This is a genomic window from Variovorax sp. GW821-FHT06D12 (assembly GCF_059419205.1).
This window is the reverse complement of record NZ_JBWKRI010000001.1, coordinates 418,200-441,078: the sequence shown is the minus strand read 5'-3', so window position 1 is coordinate 441,078 and position 22,879 is coordinate 418,200. Positions and strand designations below refer to the sequence as shown.

The following is a 22,879-nucleotide window of genomic DNA, read 5'->3' as shown; positions in this document are numbered from 1 at the left end:
CATGCCCGATGTCCGCAAGGCTCAGGCAAACCCATTGCGGGCGCCCAACAAACAAAAAGCCCCAGCAGCTTGGCAGCTACTGGGGCATCGTTTTGGCGGAGCAGGCGGGATTCGAACCCGCGGAGGGCTATTAACCCTCACACGCTTTCCAGGCGTGCGACTTAAACCGCTCATCCACCGCTCCTGAGCCCACGATTGTAGCGCGGGTTTTCAGCCGTTTCAGTTCGGGCCGGCGCTTTTCCCGGTTTGGATCATGCGCATGGCCGACGAGATAAGCGCGGCCGTCTCGGTCATGTTGCTTGGCACGATGAGCGTGGTCTTGGAGTCGGCGGCCACCTTGCCGTAAGCATCGACGGCGCGCTCGGCCACCTTCAGCTGCACGGCCTGTTCGCCGCCCGGCTGGCGGATGGCGGCGGCCACGCGTTCGATGGCGTCTGCCGTGGCGGTGGCCACGGCCGTGATGGCGGCGGCTTCACCCTGCGCGTTGTTGATCTGCGCCTGCTTCTCGCCTTCCGAGCGGGCAATGAAGGCTTCGCGTTCGCCGGTGGCGATGTTGATCTGTTCCTGGCGACGGCCTTCCGAGGCGGCGATGAGCGCGCGCTTGCCGCGTTCGGCGGTGATCTGCGCCTGCATGGCCAAGAGGATTTCCTTGGGCGGCGTCAGGTCCTTGATTTCGTAGCGCAGCACCTTCACGCCCCAGTTGAGCGCGGCCTCGTCGATGGCGGCCACCACCTGGGCGTTGATCACGTCGCGCTCTTCGAAGGTCTTGTCGAGCTCCAGCTTGCCGATCACGCTGCGCAGCGAGGTCTGTGCGAGCTGGGTCACGGCCACGATGTAGTTCGACGAGCCGTAGCTGGCGCGCATCGGGTCGGTCACCTGGAAGTACAGGATGCCGTCGACCTGCAGCTGCGTGTTGTCGCGCGTGATGCAGATCTGGCTGGGCACGTCGAGCGGGATTTCCTTCAGGCTGTGCTTGTAGGCCACGCGGTCGATGAACGGGATCAGGAAGTTCGGGCCGGGCGTCATGGTGCCGTGGTACTTGCCCAGGCGCTCGCGCACCCATGCGTTCTGCTGCGGCACGAACTTGACCGACTGGCTGATGAAGATGATCGCGATGACCAGGATGATGAGAGGAACGGAAAATTCCATGGTGTTGCTTCCTTTTCGAATGCGTTTTTCTGACTGACCGATTGAACTGTTAGATCTCTGCTAGATCTTGTCGACCACGAGGCGGCTGCCGACCATCTCGACCACGCGGTGTTCGCCGGTGGAGGGCGCATGGCCCGCGCGCAGCACGACGGTCCATTGCGAACCGCGGTAGCGCACGGTGGCGGTGCCGTCGGGGTTCCAGGCATCGACGTACACGCTCTCGCCGATGTCCAGGTTGAGGTCGCGGTTGGCCTCGCTGGAGGGCTCGGCAGGGCGGTTGCGGCGGATCAGGTACCAGGTCACGACCGCGCCCACGCCGACCACGGCGGCCACCAGCAGCTGCGTGACGAGGCTGAAGCCCAGGTGCGCGGCGATGGCTGCGGCGGCGAAGCCGGCGGCCAGCAGCAGCAGGTACACCGTGCCGGACAACAACTCGGCCACGATGGCCGCGCCTGCGATCAACCACCAGAAGGTGGGATTTCCCATGGCAACTCCTCTCTTCTTTTGTTACTTGGACCTTCGCCATTCTGCGGCATGGCGCGCCATGCGCCTGTGTCGCGTAGGGATATGGCGCCCGCCGGGGCTGCTCGGGCCGGCGTGCCCTGCGGGGCTTGCAGGCGCCCGACGCAATCCGTCATCCGAATTCCGTACACTTCGCGCCTCGCTCATTGCCTGTCTGACTGCCTGTCCGGAGCCCCGCTCATGAAATTTCGCTTTCCCATCGTCATCATCGACGAGGACTTCCGCTCCGAAAACACTTCGGGCCTCGGCATCCGCGCGCTCGCGCAGGCCTTCGAAAGCGAGGGCTTCGAGGTGCTGGGCGTCACGAGCTACGGCGACCTGAGCCAGTTCGCGCAGCAGCAAAGCCGCGCCAGCGCCTTCATCCTGTCGATCGACGACGAAGAGTTCTCGGTCGGCCCCGACCTCGACCCGGCCGTGCTGAGCCTGCGCAGCTTCATCGGCGAGGTGCGTCGCAAGAACGCCGACGTGCCGATCTACATCTACGGCGAGACCAAGACCTCGCGCCACATCCCGAACGACATCCTGCGCGAGCTGCACGGCTTCATCCACATGTTCGAGGACACCCCCGAATTCGTGGCGCGCCACATCATCCGCGAGGCCAAGAGCTACCTGGAAGGCGTGCAGCCGCCGTTCTTCAAGGCGCTGATCGACTACGCCGAGGACGGCTCGTACTCGTGGCACTGCCCGGGCCACTCGGGTGGCGTGGCGTTCCTGAAGAGCCCGGTGGGCCAGATGTTCCACCAGTTCTTCGGCGAGAACATGCTGCGCGCAGACGTCTGCAACGCGGTGGAAGAACTGGGCCAGCTGCTCGACCACACCGGCCCGGTGGCGGCCAGCGAGCGCAATGCGGCGCGCATCTTCAATGCCGACCACTGCTTCTTCGTGACCAACGGCACCAGCACCAGCAACAAGATGGTGTGGCACCACACGGTGGCGCCCGACGACGTGGTGGTGGTCGACCGCAACTGCCACAAGTCGATCCTGCACGCGATCATCATGACCGGCGCGATTCCGGTGTTCATGAAGCCCACGCGCAACCACTTCGGCATCATCGGCCCGATCCCGAAGAGCGAGTTCGAGCAGAGCGCCATCAAGGCCAAGATCAAGGCCAACCCGCTGCTCGCCGACGTCGATCCGAACAAGGTCAAGCCGCGCGTGATGACGCTCACGCAGTCGACCTACGACGGCGTGATCTACAACACCGAGACCATCAAGAACATGCTCGACGGCTACGTCGACACGCTGCACTTCGACGAGGCCTGGCTGCCGCACGCCGCCTTTCACCCGTTCTACGGCGCCTACCACGCGATGGGCAAGCGCCGCGTGCGCCCGAAGGAATCGCTGGTGTTCGCCACGCAGTCGACACACAAGCTGCTGGCCGGCATCAGCCAGGCCAGCCACGTGCTGGTGCAGGACTCGCAGAACCGCGCGCTGGACCGGGACCTCTTCAACGAGGCCTACCTGATGCACTCGTCGACCAGCCCGCAGTACGCGATCATCGCGAGCTGCGACGTGGCCGCCGCCATGATGGAGCCGCCCGGCGGCACCGCGCTGGTGGAAGAGAGCATCCTGGAAGCGCTCGACTTCCGCCGCGCCATGCGCAAGGTCGAGGAAGAGTTCGGCAAGGACGAGTGGTGGTTCAAGGTCTGGGGCCCCGAGAAGCTCGTCGACGAGGGCATCGGCCGCGCCGAAGACTGGATCATGCACGGCGAGAAGAACGGCAAGCCCAAGAGCAAGAAGTCGCCGCGCAACTGGCACGGCTTCGGCGAACTGGCCGACGGCTTCAACATGCTCGACCCGATCAAGTCGACCATCGTCACGCCGGGCCTGGACCTGGAAGGCAACTTTGCCGAGACCGGCATCCCCGCCAGCGTGGTGACCAAGTTCCTGGCCGAGCACGGCGTGATCGTGGAGAAGACGGGTCTCTATAGCTTCTTCATCATGTTCACCATCGGCATCACCAAGGGCCGCTGGAACACGCTGCTCACGGCGCTGCAGCAGTTCAAGGACGACTACGCGCGCAACCAGCCGATGTGGCGCATCCTGCCCGAGTTCTGCCAGCAGCACCCGGGCTACGAGCGCCTGGGCCTGCGCGACCTGTGCCAGCACATCCACCAGCTGTACGCGCGCTACGACGTGGCCCGCCTCACGACCGAGATGTACCTGAGCGACCTGACGCCGGCCATGAAGCCCAGCGACGCCTTCGCCCACATCGCGCACCGCAAGACCGAGCGCGTGGAGATCGACGAGCTCGAAGGCCGCATCACCACCAGCCTGATCACGCCGTACCCGCCGGGCATTCCGCTCCTGATCCCGGGCGAGGTGTTCAACAAAAAGATCGTCGACTACCTGAAGTTCTCGCGCGAATTCAACCTGCAGTGCCCGGGCTTCGAGACCGACATCCACGGCCTGGTGGCGCGCATCGACGAGACGGGCAAGAAGCGGTACTACGCGGACTGCGTGCGCAAGGCAAGCTGAGAGAGGAGCGTGCCCCGGTGCGGGGCACGGTCTGCGAAGGCGGGGCTAGCCTTCGCGCACGCGCATGAAGCGCGCGAACTTCGGCAACCCGCTCGGGTGCGTGCCGTTGTAGCGGTAGGTCACCAGGCTGCCGATCGGCGGTGGCTGGTCGCGCTCGGCGTCGGTCAGGCCGGTGCCGAGCCGGAAGCGCTGGCCGTCGGGCATCTCGACCATCAACGCGCCGAGCCGGCCGTGGTGCTTGCCCTTGCCGGGCAGGTGCGCGACCACGCGAGCCTCGGCGTCCTCGAAGGGCTTGACCTTGAGCAGGTCGTTGTTGCGCTCGCCGCGGTACATCGACGCGCCCCGGTGCAGCATCAGGCCTTCGCCGCCCATCTTCACGGTCTTGTCGAGCAGCGCCTGCAGGTCCTCGTGCGTGGTGGCGGGCTGCTGCGGCACGGCCACCACCCAGGGCGCGTCGGTGATGGGCAGCAGCTTGCGCAGCGCCGCGAGGCGGGTGTTGAAGTCGCCGCCCTGGGCGGGCAGGTCGAACACCATGAAACGGATCTCGTGCCAGGCCGTGTCGCTGGGCGTCTGGCTGCGCACGGTCGACATCGTGTGGTTGAAGCGGCCACGTCCCGCCCACAGTTCGCCGTCGAGCGGCTGCTTGGGCAGCGAGGCGGTGAACCACGCCGGAGCCATGACAGGCTCGCCGCCACGGGTCCAGAGCTTCTGGCCGTCCCAGTAGCCGCGCACGCCGTCGAACTTCTCGCTGACCCAGTAGCCCGCGAGCGACATGCCGGGGCGGTACACCTCGGCAAGCATCAGGGCGGGGGCGGCCGCGCGCGCGAACGCGGCGCGACCCGAGAGGGCTGCGCCCAGTCCCGCAAGCAGGAGGAGGGAGCGTCGATTCAACACAATGGCAAGCGCTGGGAGCCGAGAGGGGAAATTACTCCGCCATGCCTCCGACCACGTTGCTGAAGCCGCCGTCCACGTAGGTGATCTCGGCGGTCACGCCGCTGGCCAGGTCGCTCAGCAGGAAGGCGGCCACGTTGCCGACTTCCTCGATGGTCACGTTGCGGCGGATCGGCGAGGCGTCGGCCACGGCCGTGAGGATCTTGCTGAAGCTCTTGATGCCGCTGGCGGCGAGCGTCTTGATGGGGCCGGCGCTGATGCCGTTCACGCGCATGCCCTTCGGGCCGAGCGAGGCGGCGGTGTAGCGCACCGACGCCTCGAGCGAGGCCTTGGCCAGGCCCATGGTGTTGTAGTTGGGCAGCGCGCGCTCGGCACCCAGGTAGGTCAGCGTGAGCAGGGCCGACTTGTCGTTGAGGTAGGGCAGAGCCGCCTTGGCCATGGCCGGGAAGCTGTACGCACTGATGTCGTGCGCGATCTTGAAGCCTTCGCGCGAGAGGCCTTCCAGGAAGTCGCCGGCGATCGATTCGCGCGTGGCGAAGCCGATGCTGTGCACGAAGCCGTCGAATTTGGGCCAGGTCTGCGCGAGGTCGGTGAAGAGCTTGTCGATCTGCGCATCGTCGCTCACGTCGCAGTCGAAAATCAGTTTCGAGCCGAAGTCTGCGGCATATTCGGTGATACGGTCCTTGAATCGCTCGCCGACATAACTGAAGGCGAGTTCCGCGCCCTGGTCGTGACAGGCCTTGGCAATGCCATATGCAATGGAGCGATTGCTCAACACACCGGTGATCAACAGTTTCTTGCCGGAAAGAAAGCCCATGAAGTTGCCTCGTGAAAATCTTGGGCAGAATTCTCGCATGCGAGGTTGGCTGCTCTGGATGTTGGCGCTCCTGGCGCTGCCCTCGTGGGCGGCGCACGGGCTGGGCATGGGTTACGAGCCCAAGTACCCGGCGTCGTTCACGCATTTCGACTACGTGAACCCCAACGCGCCCAAGGGCGGCGACCTGACCCTGTCGGCCGCCGGCAGCTTCGACAAGCTCAACCCCTTCACCTTGCGCGGCGTGCCCCCGGTGGGCATGGGCTACAGCGCCAACGGCTTCGTGTTCTCCGAGTACGGCCTGCTCTTCGACTCGCTGACCACGCCGAGCGAGGACGAGCCTTTCTCGCAGTACGGCCTGCTGGCCGAAGACATCCAGCTGGCCCCTGACCGCTTGAGCGTCACCTTCCGGCTGAACCCCAAGGCGCGGTTTTCCGACGGCTCGCCGGTGCTGGCGAAAGACGTGAAGTACTCCTTCGACACCCTGCGCAGCAAGGCGGCCGGGCCGACCTTCCGTTCGTACTGGGCCGACATCAAGGAGGCCGTGGTGACGGGCGAGCGCACCATCCGCTTCGACTTCGTGCGCCAGAACGCCGAGCTGCACATGATCATCGGCGGGCTGCCCGTGTTCTCCAGCGCCTGGGGCAAGGGCAAGCCCTTCGACCAGATCGTGACCGAGGCGCCGATCGCGAGCGGGCCGTACGTGGTGGACAGGGTCGATTTCGGCAAGTTCATCTCGTACCGCCGGCGCCCGGACTACTGGGCCGCCAACCTGCCGGTGCGCAAGGGGATGTTCAACTACGACACGGTGTCGTACCAGTACTTCAAGGACTCGCTCGGCGAAGAAGAGTCGCTCAAGGCCGGCGCGCTCGACGCGATGGAAGAGCGCTCGATCATCGCGTGGGTGCGCCGCTACAAGGGCCGCCGCTTCGACTCCGGCGAGCTGGTCAAGGAAGAGATCGCGCACCGCCGCTTCACCGGCATGCAGGGCCTGGCGCCCAACCTGCGGCAGCCGCGCTTCGCCGACATGCGCGTGCGCAGGGCGCTGGCGCTGGCCTTCGACTTCGACTGGCTCAACGCCCACCTGTTCTACGGCCGCCGCGGGCGCACCCAGAGCTACTTCCAGAACAGCGACGACCTCATGGCCCAGCCCGAGGTCAGCCCCGAGGAGCAGGCGCTGATCGACAAGCTCAAGACCCGGCAGCGCTACCTCGACAACACGAAGGGCGAGCTGCCGCGCCCCGACAGCAGCGGCGACACCGCCGAAGGCCTGCGACGCAACCTCGTGAAGGCGCAGGAACTGCTCAAGGAGGCCGGCTGGACCTACCGCGACGGCGCGCTGCGCGACAAGGCCGGCACGCCGTTCGTGATCACCATCGACATCGCCGACCGCAGCTCGGGCGTGGTGCTTGCGCCGTATGCGCGCAACCTCGGCAAGTTGGGCATCCGGCTCGACTACCGCCTGCGCGACCCGAGCCTGCTGAAGAAGAAGCTGGACGACTTCGATTTCGACATGGCCATCAGCCTCGTCGGTGGCTCGTCGAGCCCGGGCAACGAGCTGTACGACGACTTCGGCTCGAAATCGGCGAGCGAGAAGGGCAGCCAGAACCTCAGCGGCATCAGCGACCCGGTGGTCGACGAGATCGTCGAGGTGATCGTCAACAGCCACGACCGCGCCTCGCTCGCGGCGGCCGCGCGGCTGCTGGACCGCTACTTGCTCCACCAGCACTACATGACCCCGATGTACTACGGCAAGCAGTATTTCATTGCCCACAAGCGAAAGCTGCGTCGCCCGGACGCGCCCTTGCCGCAACGCCTGCTGGCGGGGTCGGCGATGCTGACGATGTGGTGGATCGAGCCGAGCGCCAAGTAAGAGAACAAGAACACGCATGGCCGCCTACCTGATCCGACGCCTCCTGCTGATCGTTCCCACGCTGTTCGGCGTGCTGCTGCTCAACTTCGCGATCGTGCAGTTCGTGCCGGGCGGTCCGGCCGAGCAGCTGCTCTCGCAACTCACCAACAAGGAGAACCGCATCTCGGGCGGCCCCACTGGCCGCACGCTCGACGCCAAGCAGGTGGCCGAGATCAAGGCGCTCTACGGCTTCGACAAGCCGGCCCCCGAGCGCTTCTGGCAGATGCTCAAGCAGTTCGCCCGCTTCGACCTGGGCAAGAGCTTCTTCCAGAGCAAGGACGTGTGGCAGCTCATCAAGGAGAAGCTGCCGGTGTCGATCAGCCTGGGGCTGTGGACCTTCTTCATCAGCTACCTCATCGCGGTGCCGCTGGGCGTGGCCAAGGCCGTGCGCGCGGGCTCGCGCTTCGACTTCTTCACGACGCTGCTGGTGCTCGTCGGCTACGCCATTCCGGGCTTCGTGCTGGGCGTGGCGCTGCTGGTGATCTTCGGCGGCCAGCTGCAGTGGTTCCCGCTGCGCGGGCTGACCTCGCCGAACTGGGAGTCGCTGAGCTGGGGTGCGCGCATCGTCGACTACCTGTGGCACATCACCTTGCCGGTGACGGCCATGGTGCTGGGCAGCTTCGCGATCACCGCGATGCTCACCAAGAACTCCTTCCTCGAGGAAATCCGCAAGCAGTACGTGCTGACGGCGCGGGCCAAGGGGCTGGCCGAGCGGCAGGTGCTGTGGAAGCACGTGTTCCGCAATGCGCTGATCCCGATCATCACGGGCTTTCCGACCGCCTTCATCGGCGCCTTCTTCTCGGGCGCGCTGCTGATCGAGACGCTGTTCTCGCTCGACGGCATGGGCCTGCTGAGCTACGAGAGCGTGCTGCGGCGCGACTACCCGGTGTTCCTGGGCACGCTGTATCTGTTCACGCTGATCGGGCTGGTGACCAAGCTCATCTCCGATCTTTGCTACGTCTGGGTCGATCCGAGGGTGAAGTTTGACTGAAGCCGCCGCCGTGTCCCTGAGCCCCGGGCGCCGTGCCTGGCGCCGTTTCCGCCGCAACCCGCTGGGGTTCTGGAGCCTGGTCGTCTTCTCGGCGCTGGTGGTGCTGAGCCTGTTCGCCGACGTGCTCTCCACCGACAAGCCGCTGGTGGTGCGCTACGAAGGGCAGACCTACTTCCCCGTGCTGCGCGACTATTCCGAGAAGACCTTCGGCGGCGACTTCGAAACGCCCGCCGACTACCTCGACCCCTTCATCGAGCAGCGCATCACCCAGGGCGACAACTGGGCGCTGTATGCGCCCAACCGCTACGGCCCGACCACGCTCAACTATTTCTCGAAGCCGCCGAACCCCGCCGCGCCCTCGCACGCGAACCTGCTCGGCACCGACGAGCGCGGGCGCGACCTGTTGGCCCAGCTGATCTACGGCTTTCGCGTGAGCGTGCTGTTCGCGCTGGCGCTCACCGTGGTCGGCGTGGTGCTCGGCATCGCGACCGGCGCCGTGCAGGGCTTCTTCGGCGGCAAGATCGACCTGACCTTCCAGCGCCTGATCGAGATCTGGAGCGCGATGCCCGAGCTGTACCTGCTGATCATCTTCAGCGCGATCTTCACGCCGAGCGTGTCGCTGCTGCTGATCTTGCTGAGCCTGTTCGGCTGGATGGGGCTGTCGGACTACGTGCGCGCCGAGTTCCTGCGCAACCGCCAGATGGACTACGTGCGGGCCGCACGCGCGCTCGGCGTGGGCAACCTGCAGATCATGTGGCGCCACATCCTGCCCAACAGCATGGTGCCGGTCGTCACCTTCTTGCCGTTCCGCATGAGCGCGGCGATCCTCGCGCTGACCTCGCTCGACTTCCTCGGGCTGGGCGTTCCGCCCGGCACGCCGTCGCTCGGCGAACTGCTGAGCCAGGGCAAGGGGAACATCGATGCGTGGTGGATCTCGCTGTCCACCTTCTGCGTGCTGGTCGTCACGCTGATGCTGCTGACCTTCATGGGCGACGCGCTGCGCGATGCGCTCGACCCCCGGAAGGCCGACAAATGACGACGATGCGCGACACAACGAAGAACCAGTCCTTGCTCGACGTGAAGGGGCTGCGCGTCGCCTTCGGCGGCAAGCCGGTGGTGCATGGCATCGACCTGCAGATCGCCGCCGGCGAAAAGCTGGCGCTGGTCGGCGAGTCGGGCTCGGGCAAGACGGTCACGGCGCTGTCGCTGCTGCGGCTGGTGCAGAACGCCGACCTTGACGGGGTGGCGACTCTGTCGGGGTCGCAGGCGCAGCGCGGTGCACGCGACCTGCTGTCGATTCCGGAGCGCGAACTGCGCGGCATCCGCGGCAAGGAGATCGCGATGATCTTCCAGGAGCCGATGACCGCGCTCAATGCGCTGTACACCGTGGGCGACCAGATCGCCGAGGTGCTCGAGTTGCACGAAGGGCTGTCGGCCCGCGCCGCGCAGGAGGCGGCCGTGCAGCTGTTGGCCGACACCGGCATTCCCGAACCGGCGCGGCGGGCGAGGTCGTATCCGCACCAGCTCTCGGGCGGGCAGCGCCAGCGCGCCATGATCGCGATGGCCCTGGCCTGCAAACCGCGCCTGCTGCTGGCCGACGAGCCGACCACGGCGCTCGACGTCACGGTGCGCGCGCAGATCCTCGAGCTGCTGGCCGACTTGCAACGCAAATACGGCATGGCCGTGCTGCTCATCACCCACGACCTGAACCTGGTGCGCCGTTTTGCCGACCGCGTGGCGGTGATGGAGCGCGGCCACATCGTCGAGCACGGCCCGGTGGGCACGGTGTTCGAGGCGCCGCAGCATGCCTACACCCGCAAGCTGATCGACAGCCATCCGGCGCGTGATGTGGCCGAGGCGGCCACCGACGGCGCGGCGCCGCCGGTGCTGGAGGCCCGGGCGCTGCGCGTGAGCTATCCGGTGTCGCGCCCCGGCTTCGCGGGCTGGTTCCGCAAGGGCGAGTTCGTCGCCGTGCAGGGCGCCGATTTCCGGATTGCGCCGGGCGAAACGCTCGGCGTGGTCGGTGAATCGGGCTCGGGCAAGTCGACGCTGGCGCTGGCCGCGCTCGGCCTGCTCAAGCACCGGGGCGAGCTGCAGGTGACGGGGAAGGGCTGGGCGGTCGACCGCGCCTCCGACCTGGCGTTGCGCCGCACGATGCAGGTCGTGTTTCAGGACCCGTTCTCGTCGCTCTCGCCGCGCATGACGGTCGAGCAGATCGTGGGCGAGGGGCTGCGTGTGCACGCGCCCGAGCTCGACGCCGCGGCCCGCCGGGCGCGCGCGCTCACGGCGCTGGCCGACGTGGGCTTGAGCGAGGCGCAGTTTCCTGCGCTGCTCGACCGCTATCCGCACGAGTTCTCGGGCGGGCAGCGCCAGCGGCTGGCGATCGCCCGGGCGCTGATCGTCGATCCGCGGCTGCTGGTGCTCGACGAGCCCACCAGCGCGCTCGACGTGACCATCCAGAAGCAGGTGCTCGGCCTGCTGCAGCGGCTGCAGCGCGAACGGGGGCTGAGCTACCTCCTGATCACGCACGACGTCGAGGTGATCCGCGCCATGGCGCACCAGGTCATCGTGATGAAGGACGGCGCGATCCTCGAATCCGGGCCGGCCCTGCGCGTCCTCGACGCCCCCGAGCATCCCTACACACAGAAGCTGGTGGCGGCGGCGCTGCTGGAATAAAAACGGAGACGGGTAGAAATGTCGAGTATCGGACACGACCGGCGCGGTGCCTGGCGCGCGGCGCTGGCCTGCATGGTCACGCTGGCGGTGGCCATGGGCCTGGGGCGCTTCGCCTTCACGCCCATGCTGCCCATCATGCTGAGCGAGGGAAAGCTCGAGCTGGCCGGCGGCGGTTTGCTGGCGTCTCTTAATTACCTGGGCTATTTCTTCGGCGCGGTCAGCTGCGCGGCCATCGGCATCAAGGCATCGAGCATGGTGCGCGGCGGGCTGTTGGCCACGGCGGCCTTGCTGGTCGGCATGGGGCTGCTGCACAGCTTCGTCGGCTGGGGCGTGCTGCGCGCGGCGGCCGGGGTGATGAGCGCCTGGGTCTTCGTGTTCGCCTCGGGCTGGGGGCTGCGCCGGCTGGCCGAGACGAACGCGCCCACGCTGGCCGGCGTGATCTACACGGGGCCGGGCATCGGGATCGCCATGACCGGCCTGCTGGGCGGGGCGCTCGGCCGCTGGGGTTCGGAGGCGGGCTGGATCGGCCTCGGGTTGCTGGCCGTGGTGCTGGTCGCGGTGATCTGGCGGGTGTTCGACGACGGCGAGCGGGTGGGGGCGGCGGTGGGCGGGGCGGTGGCGAGTCCGGCTGTTGCTGCGGGGAGTGCTTCGGGATCGGCGTCAGCCCGCAGCGATGCGATCTGGCTGGTCGCGCTCTATGGGCTGGCAGGCTTTGGTTACATCATTACCGCCACCTTCCTGCCCGTGATCGCCCGGCAGGCGCTGCCGGGATCACCGTGGCCGGATTTCTTCTGGCCGCTGTTCGGCGCGGCCATCATTCCGGGCGCACTGATCGGCGCCCGCGCCCCCGTGCATTGGGATAACCGGCTGCTGCTGGCCGCCGCTTATGCATTGCAGGCCCTCGGCGTCGTGTTTTCCGTGGCCTGGCCGACCATTGCGGGTTTTGCGCTCGGCAGCCTGCTGCTCGGCATGCCTTTCACCGCCATCACGCTTTTCGCCATGCGGGAAGCCCGACGGCTGCGCGGCAATGCCGCGGCCGGGCTGATCGGCTATGCCACGGCGTCCTACGGGGTGGGGCAGATCATCGGGCCGCTGTTTGCAGCGCCATTGGCCCAGCGCACCGGTTCTTTCGAGCTCCCTTTGCTGGTGGCGGCAGCCGCATTGGCCCTGGGCGCGGTGCTGTTTGCCGTGGTCTGGTCGAAATACCGGCGCCCTCTGGCCGCCTGAATACCGATGTCCTTCATTTATGCACGCGAATAGCATATAATTCGAGGCTCACGACCAAACGGGCGGGTACCAACCGCCCGTTTTTTTTGGTCTATGCATTCTCAAGCAGCAATTATTTGGCGTCGTGGCATCCGTGGTGGGCGGGTGCTGCGGCTTGGGCATTGATTCAGAAGGCGCTTTCAAACACGTGGCATTGCAGCAAACAGTAGAACAAACCGTGGCCGGTCTCGGCTACGACCTGGTCGAGGTCGAGCGCTCGGCCGGTGGATTGCTGCGCGTGACGATTGATTTGCCCTGGACGCCCCCCACCTCTGAAGATGTGGCGGCCGGCGTGCCCGAACCCTTCGTGACGGTGGAAGACTGCGAGAAGGTCACGCGCCAGCTGCAATTCGCGCTGGAAGTCGATGCGGTCGATTACAAGCGGCTCGAGGTCTCCTCGCCCGGTATCGATCGCCCCTTGCGCAATGAACAGGATTTCGAGCGATTCGTGGGCGCGGTGATCGACATCACCCTCAAGGCGCCCATGGGTGCTGCCGCGGCGGGCCAGGTGTCGGCCAATCGCAAGAAGTTTCGCGGCACGCTGGAGCGTGCTGAAGGCGGTTCGGGTTGGCAGATCGTCTGGAGCGATGCGCCCGAGACCAAGCCGGGTCAAAAAGTGAGCAAGAAGCGCGCGCCTGCACCGTTGCATGCGCTGGGCTTCGTATTGGACGAGCTGCGCGATGCGCGGCTCGCGCCGATTGTGGATTTCAAGGGCCGCAAGGCCAAAACCCAACCGGGTTTTTCGGATATTGACGACGGAATGAACGTTCCGGACTGAACAAGAGGAGTGGTGGCATGAATCGCGAAATGTTGATGTTGGTGGATGCGATCTCGCGCGAGAAGAACGTCGAGCGCGACGTGGTCTTCGGCGCGGTCGAATCCGCACTGGCGCAAGCCACCAAGAAGCTCCATCAGGGTGACGTGGATATCCGCGTGGCGGTCGATCGCGACAGCGGCGACTACGAAACTTTCCGCCGTTGGCACGTGGTACCCGACGAGGCCGGCCTGCAACTGCCCGACCAGGAGATCCTGCTCTTCGAGGCGCGTGAGGAGATGCCCGACATCGAGGTCGACGAATACATCGAGGAATCCGTCGATTCGGTGCCGATCGGCCGCATCGGTGCCATGGCTGCCAAGCAGGTGATCCTGCAGAAGATCCGCGACGCCGAGCGCGAGATGCTGCTCAACGACTTCATGTCGCGCGGCGACAAGATCTTCGTGGGCACCGTCAAGCGCCTGGACAAGGGCGACATCATCGTGGAAGCCGGGCGCGTCGAAGGCCGCCTGCGCCGCAGCGAGATGATTGCCAAGGAAAACCTGCGCAACGGCGACCGCGTGCGGGCCATGATCATGGAGGTCGACCTGACGCTGCGCGGCGCGCCGATCATCCTGTCGCGCTCGGCCCCCGAGTTCATGATCGAGCTGTTCCGTCAGGAAGTGCCCGAGATCGAACAAGGCCTGCTCGAAATCAAGAGCTGCGCCCGTGACCCCGGTTCGCGCGCCAAGATCGCCGTGCTCTCGCATGACAAGCGTGTCGACCCGATCGGCACCTGCGTCGGCGTGCGCGGCACCCGCGTCAACGCCGTCACGAACGAACTCGCCGGCGAGCGCGTGGACATCGTGCTGTGGAGCGAAGACCCGGCCCAGTTCGTGATCGGTGCCCTGGCGCCGGCGAACGTCTCGTCGATCGTGGTCGACGAAGAAAAACACGCCATGGACGTGGTGGTGGACGAGGAAAACCTCGCGATCGCCATCGGCCGCGGCGGCCAGAACGTGCGCCTGGCTTCCGACCTCACCGGTTGGAAGATCAACATCATGGACGCGAACGAGTCGGCCCAGAAGCAGGCGACCGAGACCGATGCCAGCCGCAAGCTCTTCATGGAAAAGCTCGATGTCGACGAGGAAATCGCCGACATCCTGATTTCGGAAGGTTTCAACAGCCTCGAAGAGGTGGCCTACGTGCCGATCTCCGAGATGCTTGAGATCGAGGCCTTCGACGAAGACACCATCAATGAGCTGCGCGCCCGTGCAAAGGATGCGCTGCTGACCATGGAAATCGCCAAGGAAGAAGGTGTCGAAACCGTCTCGCAGAACCTGCGCGACCTCGAAGGCCTCAATCCCGACCTGATTCCGCAGCTGGCTGAAGCGGGTGTGAACACCCGTGACGACCTGGCCGACCTCGCGGTCGATGAACTCACCGAAATCACCGGCCTGAGCGCCGATGACGCCAAAGCCCTCATCTTGAAAGCCCGCGAACATTGGTTCGCCGGCCAAGAGTGACGGTATGGAGGCACGAAAGCAATATGTCCAGTACCACTGTCGCCGAGTTCGCGAACGAGCTCAAGAAGACTCCCGAAACCTTGCTTGACCAGCTCAAGAGCGCAGGCGTGCCTAAAGCGGCCGCCACCGATGCACTCACGGAGGCCGACAAGCAGCGCTTGCTCGGCTTCCTGAAGGCCAGCCACGGCACCGCCGAGCCCGAGCGCAAGAAGATCACGCTGACCAAGAAGTCGACCAGCGAGATCAAGCAGGCCGACGCCACCGGTCGCGCCCGCACCATCCAGGTCGAAGTGCGCAAGAAGCGCACCTTCATCCAGCGCGATGAAGGCCACCCGGCCACGGCCGAAGGCGCGCAGCAGCAGGCGGCCGAAACGTCCGCCGCACCGGCCGCGCCCCAGATCGACGAAGCCGAGCTGGCCCGTCGCGAGGAAGACGCACGCCGCCAGGCCGAGCTGATCCGCCGCCAGGAAGAAGAGCTGGCCGAGAAGCGTCGCCAGCGCGAAGAAACCGAAGCCCGCGAACGCGAGCAGGCCGAAAAGGCCGAGCGCGCCGAACAGGCCGAGCAGGAAGCCGCGCGCATCGCCGCCGAGAAGAAGGCCGCTGAAGCCGCCGCCGCCTCGGCCAAGGAAGCCGCGAAGCAGCCGGTGGCTGCCCCGGCCGCACCGGCCGCCGTGGCTGCCGCTGCTGCTGCTGCAGAGACCGCTGCCGTTGCCGAGAAGCAGGCCGCCGACACCAAGCTGGCCGCACAGAACGCCGCCACGCAAGCCAAGGAAGACGCCAAGGCCAAGGCCGCCGCCGAATCGAAGGCCCGTGCTGACGAAGAAGCCGCCCGCGCCAAGGACCTCGACGAGCGTCGCCGCAAGGCCCTGGCCGAAGCCGAAGCCATCCGCGCCATGATGAACGCACCGGCCCGCGTGCTGGTGCCGCACAAGGCGCCCGAGAAGCCGCAGCCTGAAAAGTCGACGGTCAAGGGCACGCTGCACAAGCCGGCCACGCCGCCGGGCCGCCCGGGCGCCCCTGCGGCCCCTGGCGCCGCAGCGCCGGCCGCTGCCGGTGCCGGCAAGGAAGTCAAGTCCGCCAAGCTCTCGTCGAGCTGGGCCGGCGATCCTGCCAAGAAGAAGGAAATCAAGACCCGCGGCGATGCCAGCGGGGGTGTCAGCCGCGGCAACTGGCGCGGAGGCCCGCGTGGCCGTCGCGGCAACGACCGTGGCGGTCATGACGAGCAGCACGCACCGGCCGCACCGGTCGAGGCGCGCGTGCTCGAAGTGCACGTGCCCGAGACCATCACGGTCGCCGAGCTCGCGCACAAGATGGCCGTGAAGGCGCAGGAAGTCATCAAGCAATTGATGAAGCTGGGCATGATGGCGACCATCAACCAGTCGCTCGACCAGGACACCGCGATGATCATCGTGGAGGAAATGGGCCACAACGCGGTGGTTGCCGCGCTGGACGACCCCGAAGCCTTCACCGACGAGGACGTGTCGGCGCAACAGGCCGAAGCCCTGCCGCGCGCACCGGTCGTGACCGTCATGGGTCACGTCGACCACGGCAAGACCTCGCTGCTGGACTACATCCGCCGCGCCAAGGTCGCTGCGGGCGAAGCCGGCGGCATCACGCAGCACATCGGTGCGTACCACGTCGAAACCGAACGCGGCATGGTGTCGTTCCTCGACACCCCGGGCCACGAGGCGTTCACCGCCATGCGTGCCCGCGGTGCGCAGGCCACCGACATCGTGATCCTGGTGGTGGCGGCCGACGACGGCGTCATGCCCCAGACCAAGGAAGCCATCAAGCACGCGAAGGCGGCAGGTGTGCCGATCGTGGTTGCGATCAACAAGGTGGACAAGCCCGACGCCAACCTGGACCGCGTGAAGCAGGAACTGGTGGCCGAAGAGGTCGTGCCCGAAGAGTACGGCGGCGACGTGCCGTTCGTGCCGGTGTCGGCCAAGACCGGCCAGGGCATCGACGACCTGCTCGAACAGGTGCTGCTGCAGGCCGAAGTGCTGGAACTCAAGGCGCCGGTGGATGCCGCCGCCAAGGGCCTGGTCATCGAAGCGCAGTTGGACAAGGGCCGCGGCCCGGTCGCGACCGTGCTGGTGCAGTCCGGCACGCTCAAGACCGGCGACGTGGTGCTGGCGGGTTCCACCTATGGCCGCGTGCGCGCCATGCTGGACGAAGACGGCAAGGCCACCAAGTCGGCAGGTCCGTCGATCCCGGTCGAAATCCAGGGTCTGACCGAAGTGCCGCAGGCGGGCGACGAGTTCATGGTGATGGCCGACGAGCGCCGTGCGCGCGAAATCGCCACCTACCGTGCCGGCAAGTTCCGCAACACCAAGCTGGCCAAGGCGCAAGCCGCGAACCTGCAGAACATGTTCACCGACCTGTCGGCGGGCGAAGTGCAGACGCTGCGCATCATCATCAAGGCCGACGTGCAGGGCTCGCAGGAAGCACTGGCCCAGTCGCTGCTCAAGCTGGCGACCGAAGAAGTCAAGGTGCAGATCGTGTACGCCGGCGTCGGCGGCATCAGCGAAAGCGACATCAACCTCGCGATCGCGTCGAAGGCAGTGGTCATCGGCTTCAACGTGCGTGCCGATGCCGGTGCGCGCAAGCTGGCCGAAGGCAATGGCGTTCAGCTGAACTACTACAGCATCATTTACGACGCCGTCGACGAGATCAAGGTCGCGATGTCGGGCATGCTGGCACCGGAGCGCCGCGAAGAGATCATCGGCTCGGCCGAGATCCGCACGGTGTTCGTGGCCTCGAAGATCGGCACCGTGGCCGGCTCGTACGTCACTTCGGGCTCGGTCAACCGCAGCGCGCATTTCCGCCTGCTGCGCGACAACGTGGTGATCTACACCGGCGAAGTCGACTCGATCAAGCGCATGAAGGACGATGTCCGCGAAGTCCGCGAAGGTTTTGAGTGCGGTATCAAGCTCAAGAACTACAACGACATCAAGGAAGGCGATCAGCTCGAATTCTTCGAGATCAAGGAAATCGCCCGGACGCTGTAAGCGTTCGACGCGAAAGAGGCCATGCCGAAAAGAAAAGCAGCCGCACCCAACCGCGCGTTCAAGGTCGCCGACCAGATCCAGCGCGATCTGACGGAGCTGATCGCGCGCGAGTTGAAGGACCCGCGCGTGGGCATGGTCACGATCCAGGCGGTCGAGGTCACGCCCGACTATGCGCATGCGAAGGTCTTCTTCAGCCTGCTCACGGGCGACGTGGCCGAGACCACCGAAGCGTTGAATCAGGCCGCGGGCTTCCTGCGCAACGGCCTGTTCAAGCGCCTGCACATCCACACCGTGCCGACGCTGCACTTCCTGTTCGACCGCACCACCGAGCGTGCGGCCGACATGAATGCGCTCATCGCACAGGCCGTTGCTTCGCGCTCGAAAGACGACTAGCGATGAACGCGCCACGCACACGGGTGCAGCGGCGCCCTGTGCATGGGGTGTTGCTGCTCGACAAGCCGCTGGGGTTTTCCAGCAACCAGGCCTTGCAAAAGGCCAAGTGGTTGCTGCGCGCCGAAAAAGCGGGCCACACCGGCACGCTCGATCCGCTCGCCACAGGCGTGCTGCCGCTGTGTTTCGGCGCCGCCACCAAATTCAGCCAACTGCACCTGGACGCCGACAAGACCTACGAGGCGGTCGCGCGCCTGGGCGTCAAGACCGCCACGGGTGACGCCGAGGGCGAGGTGATCGCCGAGCGGCCGGTGCAGGTGTCGCCAGAAGACCTGGCCCGCGTCCAGGCCCGATTCACCGGCCCGATCCGCCAGGTGCCGCCGATGCACAGCGCACTCAAGAAAGACGGCAAGGCGCTGTACGAGTACGCACGCGAAGGCATCGAGATCGAGCGCGCGCCGCGCGACGTCGTCATTCACCAGCTCACGCTGACCCGGCTGGATGACACCAGCATTCGCATCGTGGCGAGCGTGAGCAAGGGCACCTACATCCGCACCCTGGGCGAGGACATCGGCGAAGCCCTGGGTTGCGGCGCGCACCTGACCTCGCTGCGCCGCACGGCCACGGGCGGCTTCGGGCAGGCGCAGTGCGTCACCATCGAAGCGCTCGAAGCCATGACCGAAGACGAGCGCCTGGCACGCCTGTTGCCTCCCGAAGCGCTGGTCGACGGCCACAGCCGCGTCACGCTCGCCGCCGAAGATGCCGCACGTTTTCTCTCGGGCCTGCGCCGCCGTGGCGGCTGGGCCGATGCCGAGGCGGTGGCCGTGTTCGGCACCGACCCGCAGGCGTTCCTGGGCACCGCCCACGTGAGCGCCGGCGAACTGATCCCGGGGCGCTTGCTGAACCCCATCGAAATTCAGCAAATTCTTTTGAACGCACCACAGACCGAAGCGACACCATGAGTACCAAGCAAATCCGCAATATCGCCATCATTGCCCACGTGGACCATGGCAAGACCACCATGGTCGACCAGCTGCTGCGCCAGTCGGGCACCTTCGCCGAGCACGAGAAGGTCGTCGACACGGTGATGGACAACAACGCGATCGAAAAGGAACGTGGCATCACGATCCTGGCCAAGAACTGCGCCGTGACCTGGGAAGGCACGCACATCAACATCGTCGACACCCCGGGCCACGCGGACTTCGGCGGTGAAGTGGAACGCGCACTGTCGATGGTCGACGGCGTGGTGCTGCTGATCGACGCGCAGGAAGGCCCGATGCCCCAGACGCGCTTCGTGACCAAGAAGGCGCTGGCCCTGGGCCTGAAGCCGATCCTGGTCGTGAACAAGGTCGACAAGCCCGGCGCGAACCCCGACAAGGTGGTCAATGCCGCCTTCGACCTGTTCGACAAGCTCGGCGCGACCGACGAACAGCTCGACTTTCCCGTGGTGTACGCCTCGGGCATCAACGGCTGGTCGTCGCTCGAAGAAGGCGCAGCCGGTGAGCAGTGGGGCCCCGACATGTCGGCCCTGTTCAACACCATCCTGAAGCACGTGCCGTCGCAAAAGGGTGATCCGAACGCGCCGCTGCAGCTGCAGATTTCCGCCCTCGACTTCTCGACCTTCGTGGGCCGCATCGGCGTTGGCCGCATCAGCCAGGGCACGCTCAAGCCCATGACCGACGTGCTGGTCATGGAAGGTCCGGACGGCAAGACCGTCAAGGGCCGCGTCAACCAGGTGCTGACCTTCCAGGGCCTGGACCGCGTGCAATCGACGGAAGCCGGCCCCGGCGAAATCGTGCTGATCAACGGCATTGCCGACATCGGCATCGGCGTCACCGTGACCGACAAGGACAAGCCTGCGCCGCTGCCCATGCTCAAGGTCGACGAGCCGACCCTGACCATGAACTTCTGCGTGAACACCAGCCCGCTGGCCGGCCGCGAAGGCAAGTTCGTGACCAGCCGTCAGATCTGGGACCGCCTGCAAAAGGAACTGCAGCACAACGTGGCACTGCGCGTGAGCGAGACCGACGAAGAAGGCATCTTCGAAGTCATGGGCCGCGGCGAACTGCACCTGACCATCCTGCTGGAAAACATGCGCCGCGAAGGCTATGAGATGGCCGTGTCGAAGCCGCGCGTGGTGTTCCGCACCGTGAACGGCGAAAAGCACGAGCCCATCGAATTGGTCACGGCCGACATCGAGGAAACCCACCAGGGTGGCGTGATGCAGGCACTGGGCGAACGCAAGGGCGAGCTGGTCAACATGGAACCGGACGGCCGTGGCCGCGTGCGCCTGGAGTACCGCATTCCGGCGCGTGGCCTGATCGGCTTCACGAACGAATTCCTGAACCTGACGCGCGGCTCGGGCCTCATCAGCAACATCTTCGACAGCTACGAAGCCCACAAGGGCGAGATCGGCAGCCGCAAGAATGGCGTGCTGATCTCGATGGACGACGGTGAAATCTTCACCTACGCGCTGGGCAAGCTGGACGACCGCGGCCGCATGTTCGTGAAGGCGAACGATCCGGTGTACGAAGGCATGATCGTCGGCATCCACAGCCGCGACAACGACCTGGTCGTGAATGCCACGCGAACCAAGCAGCTGACCAACTTCCGCGTGAGCGGCAAGGAAGACGCGATCAAGATCACGCCCCCGATCGACCTCACGCTGGAATACGGCGTCGAGTTCATCGAGGACGACGAGCTGGTCGAAATCACGCCCAAGAGCGTTCGCCTGCGCAAGCGTTTCCTGAAGGAAAGCGACCGCAAGCGCGCCGGCCGCGACACGTCGAACGGCTGATCGCCTTCGATCGGCCATGCGCCTGACGCACGGCGCCGCTGTCGGGCTGATGGTCGTCGTGACCCTCATGTGGGGCACGGCGGGCGTCGTCACGCGGCACCTGGCGCAGGCGCACAGTTTCGAGATCACCTTCTGGCGCAGCCTCTTCACGATGCTGGCGCTGCTGGTGATCTTGCCGCTTTGGCGGGGGCGGGCGGTGTTCTCGCAGCTGCGCCGCGGCGGGCGCTCGCTGTGGATCTCGGGCGTCTGCTGGGCCGTGATGTTCACGGCCTTCATGGTGGCGCTGACGCTCACCTCCACCGCGAGCGTGCTGGTCACGATGTCGCTCGGGCCGCTGTTCACCGCACTGGCCGCGCGCCTCTTCATCGGGCACAAGTTGCCCGCACGCACCTGGGTGGCCATCGTGGTTGCCGGGCTGGGCATCGGCTGGATGTACGGCACGCAACTGCTGGGCGGTGGCGGCGGGTCGCTCGTCGGCACGCTGGTGGCGCTGTGCGTGCCGCTGGCGGGCGCGACGCAATGGACCGTGGTGCAGCATGCGCACGCCAAGGGGCAGGAGGTCGACCTCGTGCCCGCGGTGCTGATCGGCGCGACCCTCTCCGCACTCGTCACCTTGCCGCTGGCCTGGCCGTTCCGTGCCGGCCTGCATGACCTGGGACTGCTGGCCTTCCTGGGCGTCTTTCAGCTGGCGATTCCCTGTGTGCTCTCGGTGCTGTGCGCGCAGGTGCTCAAGGCGCCCGAGGTGGCATTGCTGGCGCTGCTCGAGGTGATCTTCGGCATCGCGCTGGCCTGGCTCGGCGCCGGCGAGACGCCCGCGGCCAGCGTGCTGACGGGCGGCGTGCTCGTGATCGGCGCGCTGGTATTCAACGAGCTGCTCGCGCTGCGCGGGCGTCGCACCACGCTGGCGGACAGCGCGCTGCCGGGCGCGCACTGACCTTTCGCCGCCCTCAACGGCCGAAGAGGTACCAGCCGATCACGATCACGACGGCCACCACGATCATTCCGAAGTTGCGCCAGCTGGCTTGCTGGCTGCGCGCGAACTCTTTGAGCATGTCGGCGGTCTCCTGCTCGTCGGCGGCGACGATCGCCTGGGCTTCGTCGAGGATGCGTCGGTGGTCGGCTGCCGTCGCGAAGGCCGGCTCGGCGGCAACACGGGCGCGCAGCGCTTCGAACGGTTCCGTGTCGAGCAGGCCGTCGGTCACCAGCCAGCCCAGCGTGGGGCCCAGGGCGGTGGGCGCGCCGGTCAGGGGCGCGGCGCGCAGCGCCAGGTCGCGGGTCTCGGTGTCGATCAGCCCTTCGTTGAACAGCGCGATCACGGCCTCGTGCGTGATGCCGGTCTTGCCGAGGTCCAGCAGGTCGTCCGCGTCGTAGGCGATGTCTTCCGCTTCGGTGAACGCCGCGACGGCCGGCGAGGCGGCTTCGAGGCGTTCCACAGCCGCATCCAGTTCTTCCTCGGCGATCAGGTTCTTGAGGCGCATCCAGGCCAGCGCATGCGCGGGGCCGGGGATCGGTGGCAGGGCGGGGGCCTCGGGATGCGCGAGCGCGGCATCGTGCTGCGCGTCGGTGATGAGGCCGTGGGACACAAGCGCGTGGAAGGCATCCGGGTGGGTGTCGGCAAAAGTCATCGGGCCATTCTGCCGTGCACCATGAAAAAAGCCCCGGCGGATGCCGAGGCTTTCGTGGGTGGCGGCGCCGGTCAGGC

Annotated in this window: 18 protein-coding genes and 1 tRNA gene; 13 read left to right on the top strand and 6 right to left on the bottom strand. The window is 66.4% G+C overall.

Annotated elements, in window-relative coordinates:
- Positions 1-93: 93 nt before the first annotated feature.
- From AC07SQ_RS02050 to AC07SQ_RS02040, 3 genes are all read right to left on the bottom strand, one after another.
- Positions 94-184, bottom strand: a tRNA-Ser gene (locus AC07SQ_RS02050).
- A gap of 35 nt (positions 185-219) precedes the next feature.
- A complete protein-coding gene (locus AC07SQ_RS02045; protein ID WP_056580537.1) occupies positions 220-1,149 on the bottom strand; it encodes an SPFH domain-containing protein in 930 nt (309 codons plus the stop codon).
- Between the two features lie 60 nt (positions 1,150-1,209).
- The gene (locus AC07SQ_RS02040; protein ID WP_495270879.1) at positions 1,210-1,635 is read right to left on the bottom strand and encodes an NfeD family protein; all 426 of its coding nucleotides are present in this window, start codon (positions 1,633-1,635) and stop codon (positions 1,210-1,212) included.
- A 216-nt stretch (positions 1,636-1,851) separates the two neighbouring features.
- Between AC07SQ_RS02040 and AC07SQ_RS02035 the strand changes: the two genes are divergently transcribed.
- Entirely contained in the window at positions 1,852-4,149 is a 2,298-nt protein-coding gene (locus tag AC07SQ_RS02035; protein ID WP_139701637.1) for an arginine/lysine/ornithine decarboxylase, read from the top strand.
- A gap of 45 nt (positions 4,150-4,194) precedes the next feature.
- Here AC07SQ_RS02035 and AC07SQ_RS02030 read toward each other — a convergent pair whose 3' ends face one another.
- Positions 4,195-5,043: a DNA ligase gene (locus AC07SQ_RS02030; RefSeq protein WP_062479832.1), complete on the bottom strand. Its 849-nt coding sequence runs from the start codon at positions 5,041-5,043 to the stop codon at positions 4,195-4,197.
- Between the two features lie 31 nt (positions 5,044-5,074).
- Entirely contained in the window at positions 5,075-5,857 is a 783-nt protein-coding gene (gene fabI / locus AC07SQ_RS02025; RefSeq protein WP_495270878.1) for an enoyl-ACP reductase FabI, read from the bottom strand.
- A 37-nt stretch (positions 5,858-5,894) separates the two neighbouring features.
- On the opposite strand from fabI, the gene AC07SQ_RS02020 reads away from it, so the two are divergent.
- From AC07SQ_RS02020 to AC07SQ_RS01965, 12 genes are all read left to right on the top strand, one after another.
- Positions 5,895-7,727, top strand: coding sequence for an extracellular solute-binding protein (locus AC07SQ_RS02020; RefSeq protein ID WP_495270877.1), 1,833 nt, complete (start codon positions 5,895-5,897; stop codon positions 7,725-7,727).
- A gap of 16 nt (positions 7,728-7,743) precedes the next feature.
- Positions 7,744-8,757, top strand: a complete 1,014-nt coding sequence (locus tag AC07SQ_RS02015) for a microcin C ABC transporter permease YejB (protein ID WP_062479827.1) — start codon at positions 7,744-7,746, stop codon at positions 8,755-8,757.
- Positions 8,750-9,793 (top strand): ABC transporter permease, encoded by a 1,044-nt coding sequence (locus AC07SQ_RS02010; RefSeq protein ID WP_495270876.1) that lies wholly within the window; start codon positions 8,750-8,752, stop codon positions 9,791-9,793. Before AC07SQ_RS02015 ends, AC07SQ_RS02010 begins: the two co-directional genes overlap by 8 nt.
- 5 nt (positions 9,794-9,798) lie before the next feature.
- Entirely contained in the window at positions 9,799-11,433 is a 1,635-nt protein-coding gene (locus AC07SQ_RS02005; protein ID WP_495270875.1) for an ABC transporter ATP-binding protein, read from the top strand.
- An 18-nt stretch (positions 11,434-11,451) separates the two neighbouring features.
- Positions 11,452-12,660 carry a YbfB/YjiJ family MFS transporter gene (locus AC07SQ_RS02000; RefSeq protein ID WP_495270874.1) on the top strand — a complete coding sequence of 403 codons (1,209 nt, stop codon included), beginning with the start codon at positions 11,452-11,454 and terminating at the stop codon, positions 12,658-12,660.
- A 187-nt stretch (positions 12,661-12,847) separates the two neighbouring features.
- Positions 12,848-13,477: a ribosome maturation factor RimP gene (rimP, locus tag AC07SQ_RS01995; RefSeq protein ID WP_062479822.1), complete on the top strand. Its 630-nt coding sequence runs from the start codon at positions 12,848-12,850 to the stop codon at positions 13,475-13,477.
- A 17-nt stretch (positions 13,478-13,494) separates the two neighbouring features.
- Positions 13,495-14,979 carry a transcription termination factor NusA gene (gene nusA, locus AC07SQ_RS01990; RefSeq protein ID WP_062479821.1) on the top strand — a complete coding sequence of 495 codons (1,485 nt, stop codon included), beginning with the start codon at positions 13,495-13,497 and terminating at the stop codon, positions 14,977-14,979.
- 23 nt (positions 14,980-15,002) lie between these two features.
- Positions 15,003-17,990, top strand: coding sequence for a translation initiation factor IF-2 (infB, locus tag AC07SQ_RS01985; RefSeq protein WP_062479820.1), 2,988 nt, complete (start codon positions 15,003-15,005; stop codon positions 17,988-17,990).
- 21 nt (positions 17,991-18,011) lie between these two features.
- On the top strand, positions 18,012-18,383 hold the full coding sequence (rbfA, locus tag AC07SQ_RS01980) for a 30S ribosome-binding factor RbfA (protein ID WP_070060772.1): 372 nt from the start codon (positions 18,012-18,014) through the stop codon (positions 18,381-18,383).
- A gap of 2 nt (positions 18,384-18,385) precedes the next feature.
- A complete protein-coding gene (gene truB / locus AC07SQ_RS01975; RefSeq protein ID WP_495270873.1) occupies positions 18,386-19,342 on the top strand; it encodes a tRNA pseudouridine(55) synthase TruB in 957 nt (318 codons plus the stop codon).
- On the top strand, positions 19,339-21,177 hold the full coding sequence (typA, locus tag AC07SQ_RS01970; protein ID WP_495270872.1) for a translational GTPase TypA: 1,839 nt from the start codon (positions 19,339-19,341) through the stop codon (positions 21,175-21,177). The genes truB and typA overlap by 4 nt, the downstream gene beginning before the upstream one ends.
- 16 nt (positions 21,178-21,193) lie before the next feature.
- A complete protein-coding gene (locus AC07SQ_RS01965; protein WP_495270871.1) occupies positions 21,194-22,111 on the top strand; it encodes a DMT family transporter in 918 nt (305 codons plus the stop codon).
- A gap of 13 nt (positions 22,112-22,124) precedes the next feature.
- Here the strand turns inward: AC07SQ_RS01965 and AC07SQ_RS01960 are convergent, their stop codons facing one another.
- Positions 22,125-22,802 carry a hypothetical protein gene (locus tag AC07SQ_RS01960; RefSeq protein ID WP_495270870.1) on the bottom strand — a complete coding sequence of 226 codons (678 nt, stop codon included), beginning with the start codon at positions 22,800-22,802 and terminating at the stop codon, positions 22,125-22,127.
- Positions 22,803-22,879 lie beyond the last annotated feature (77 nt).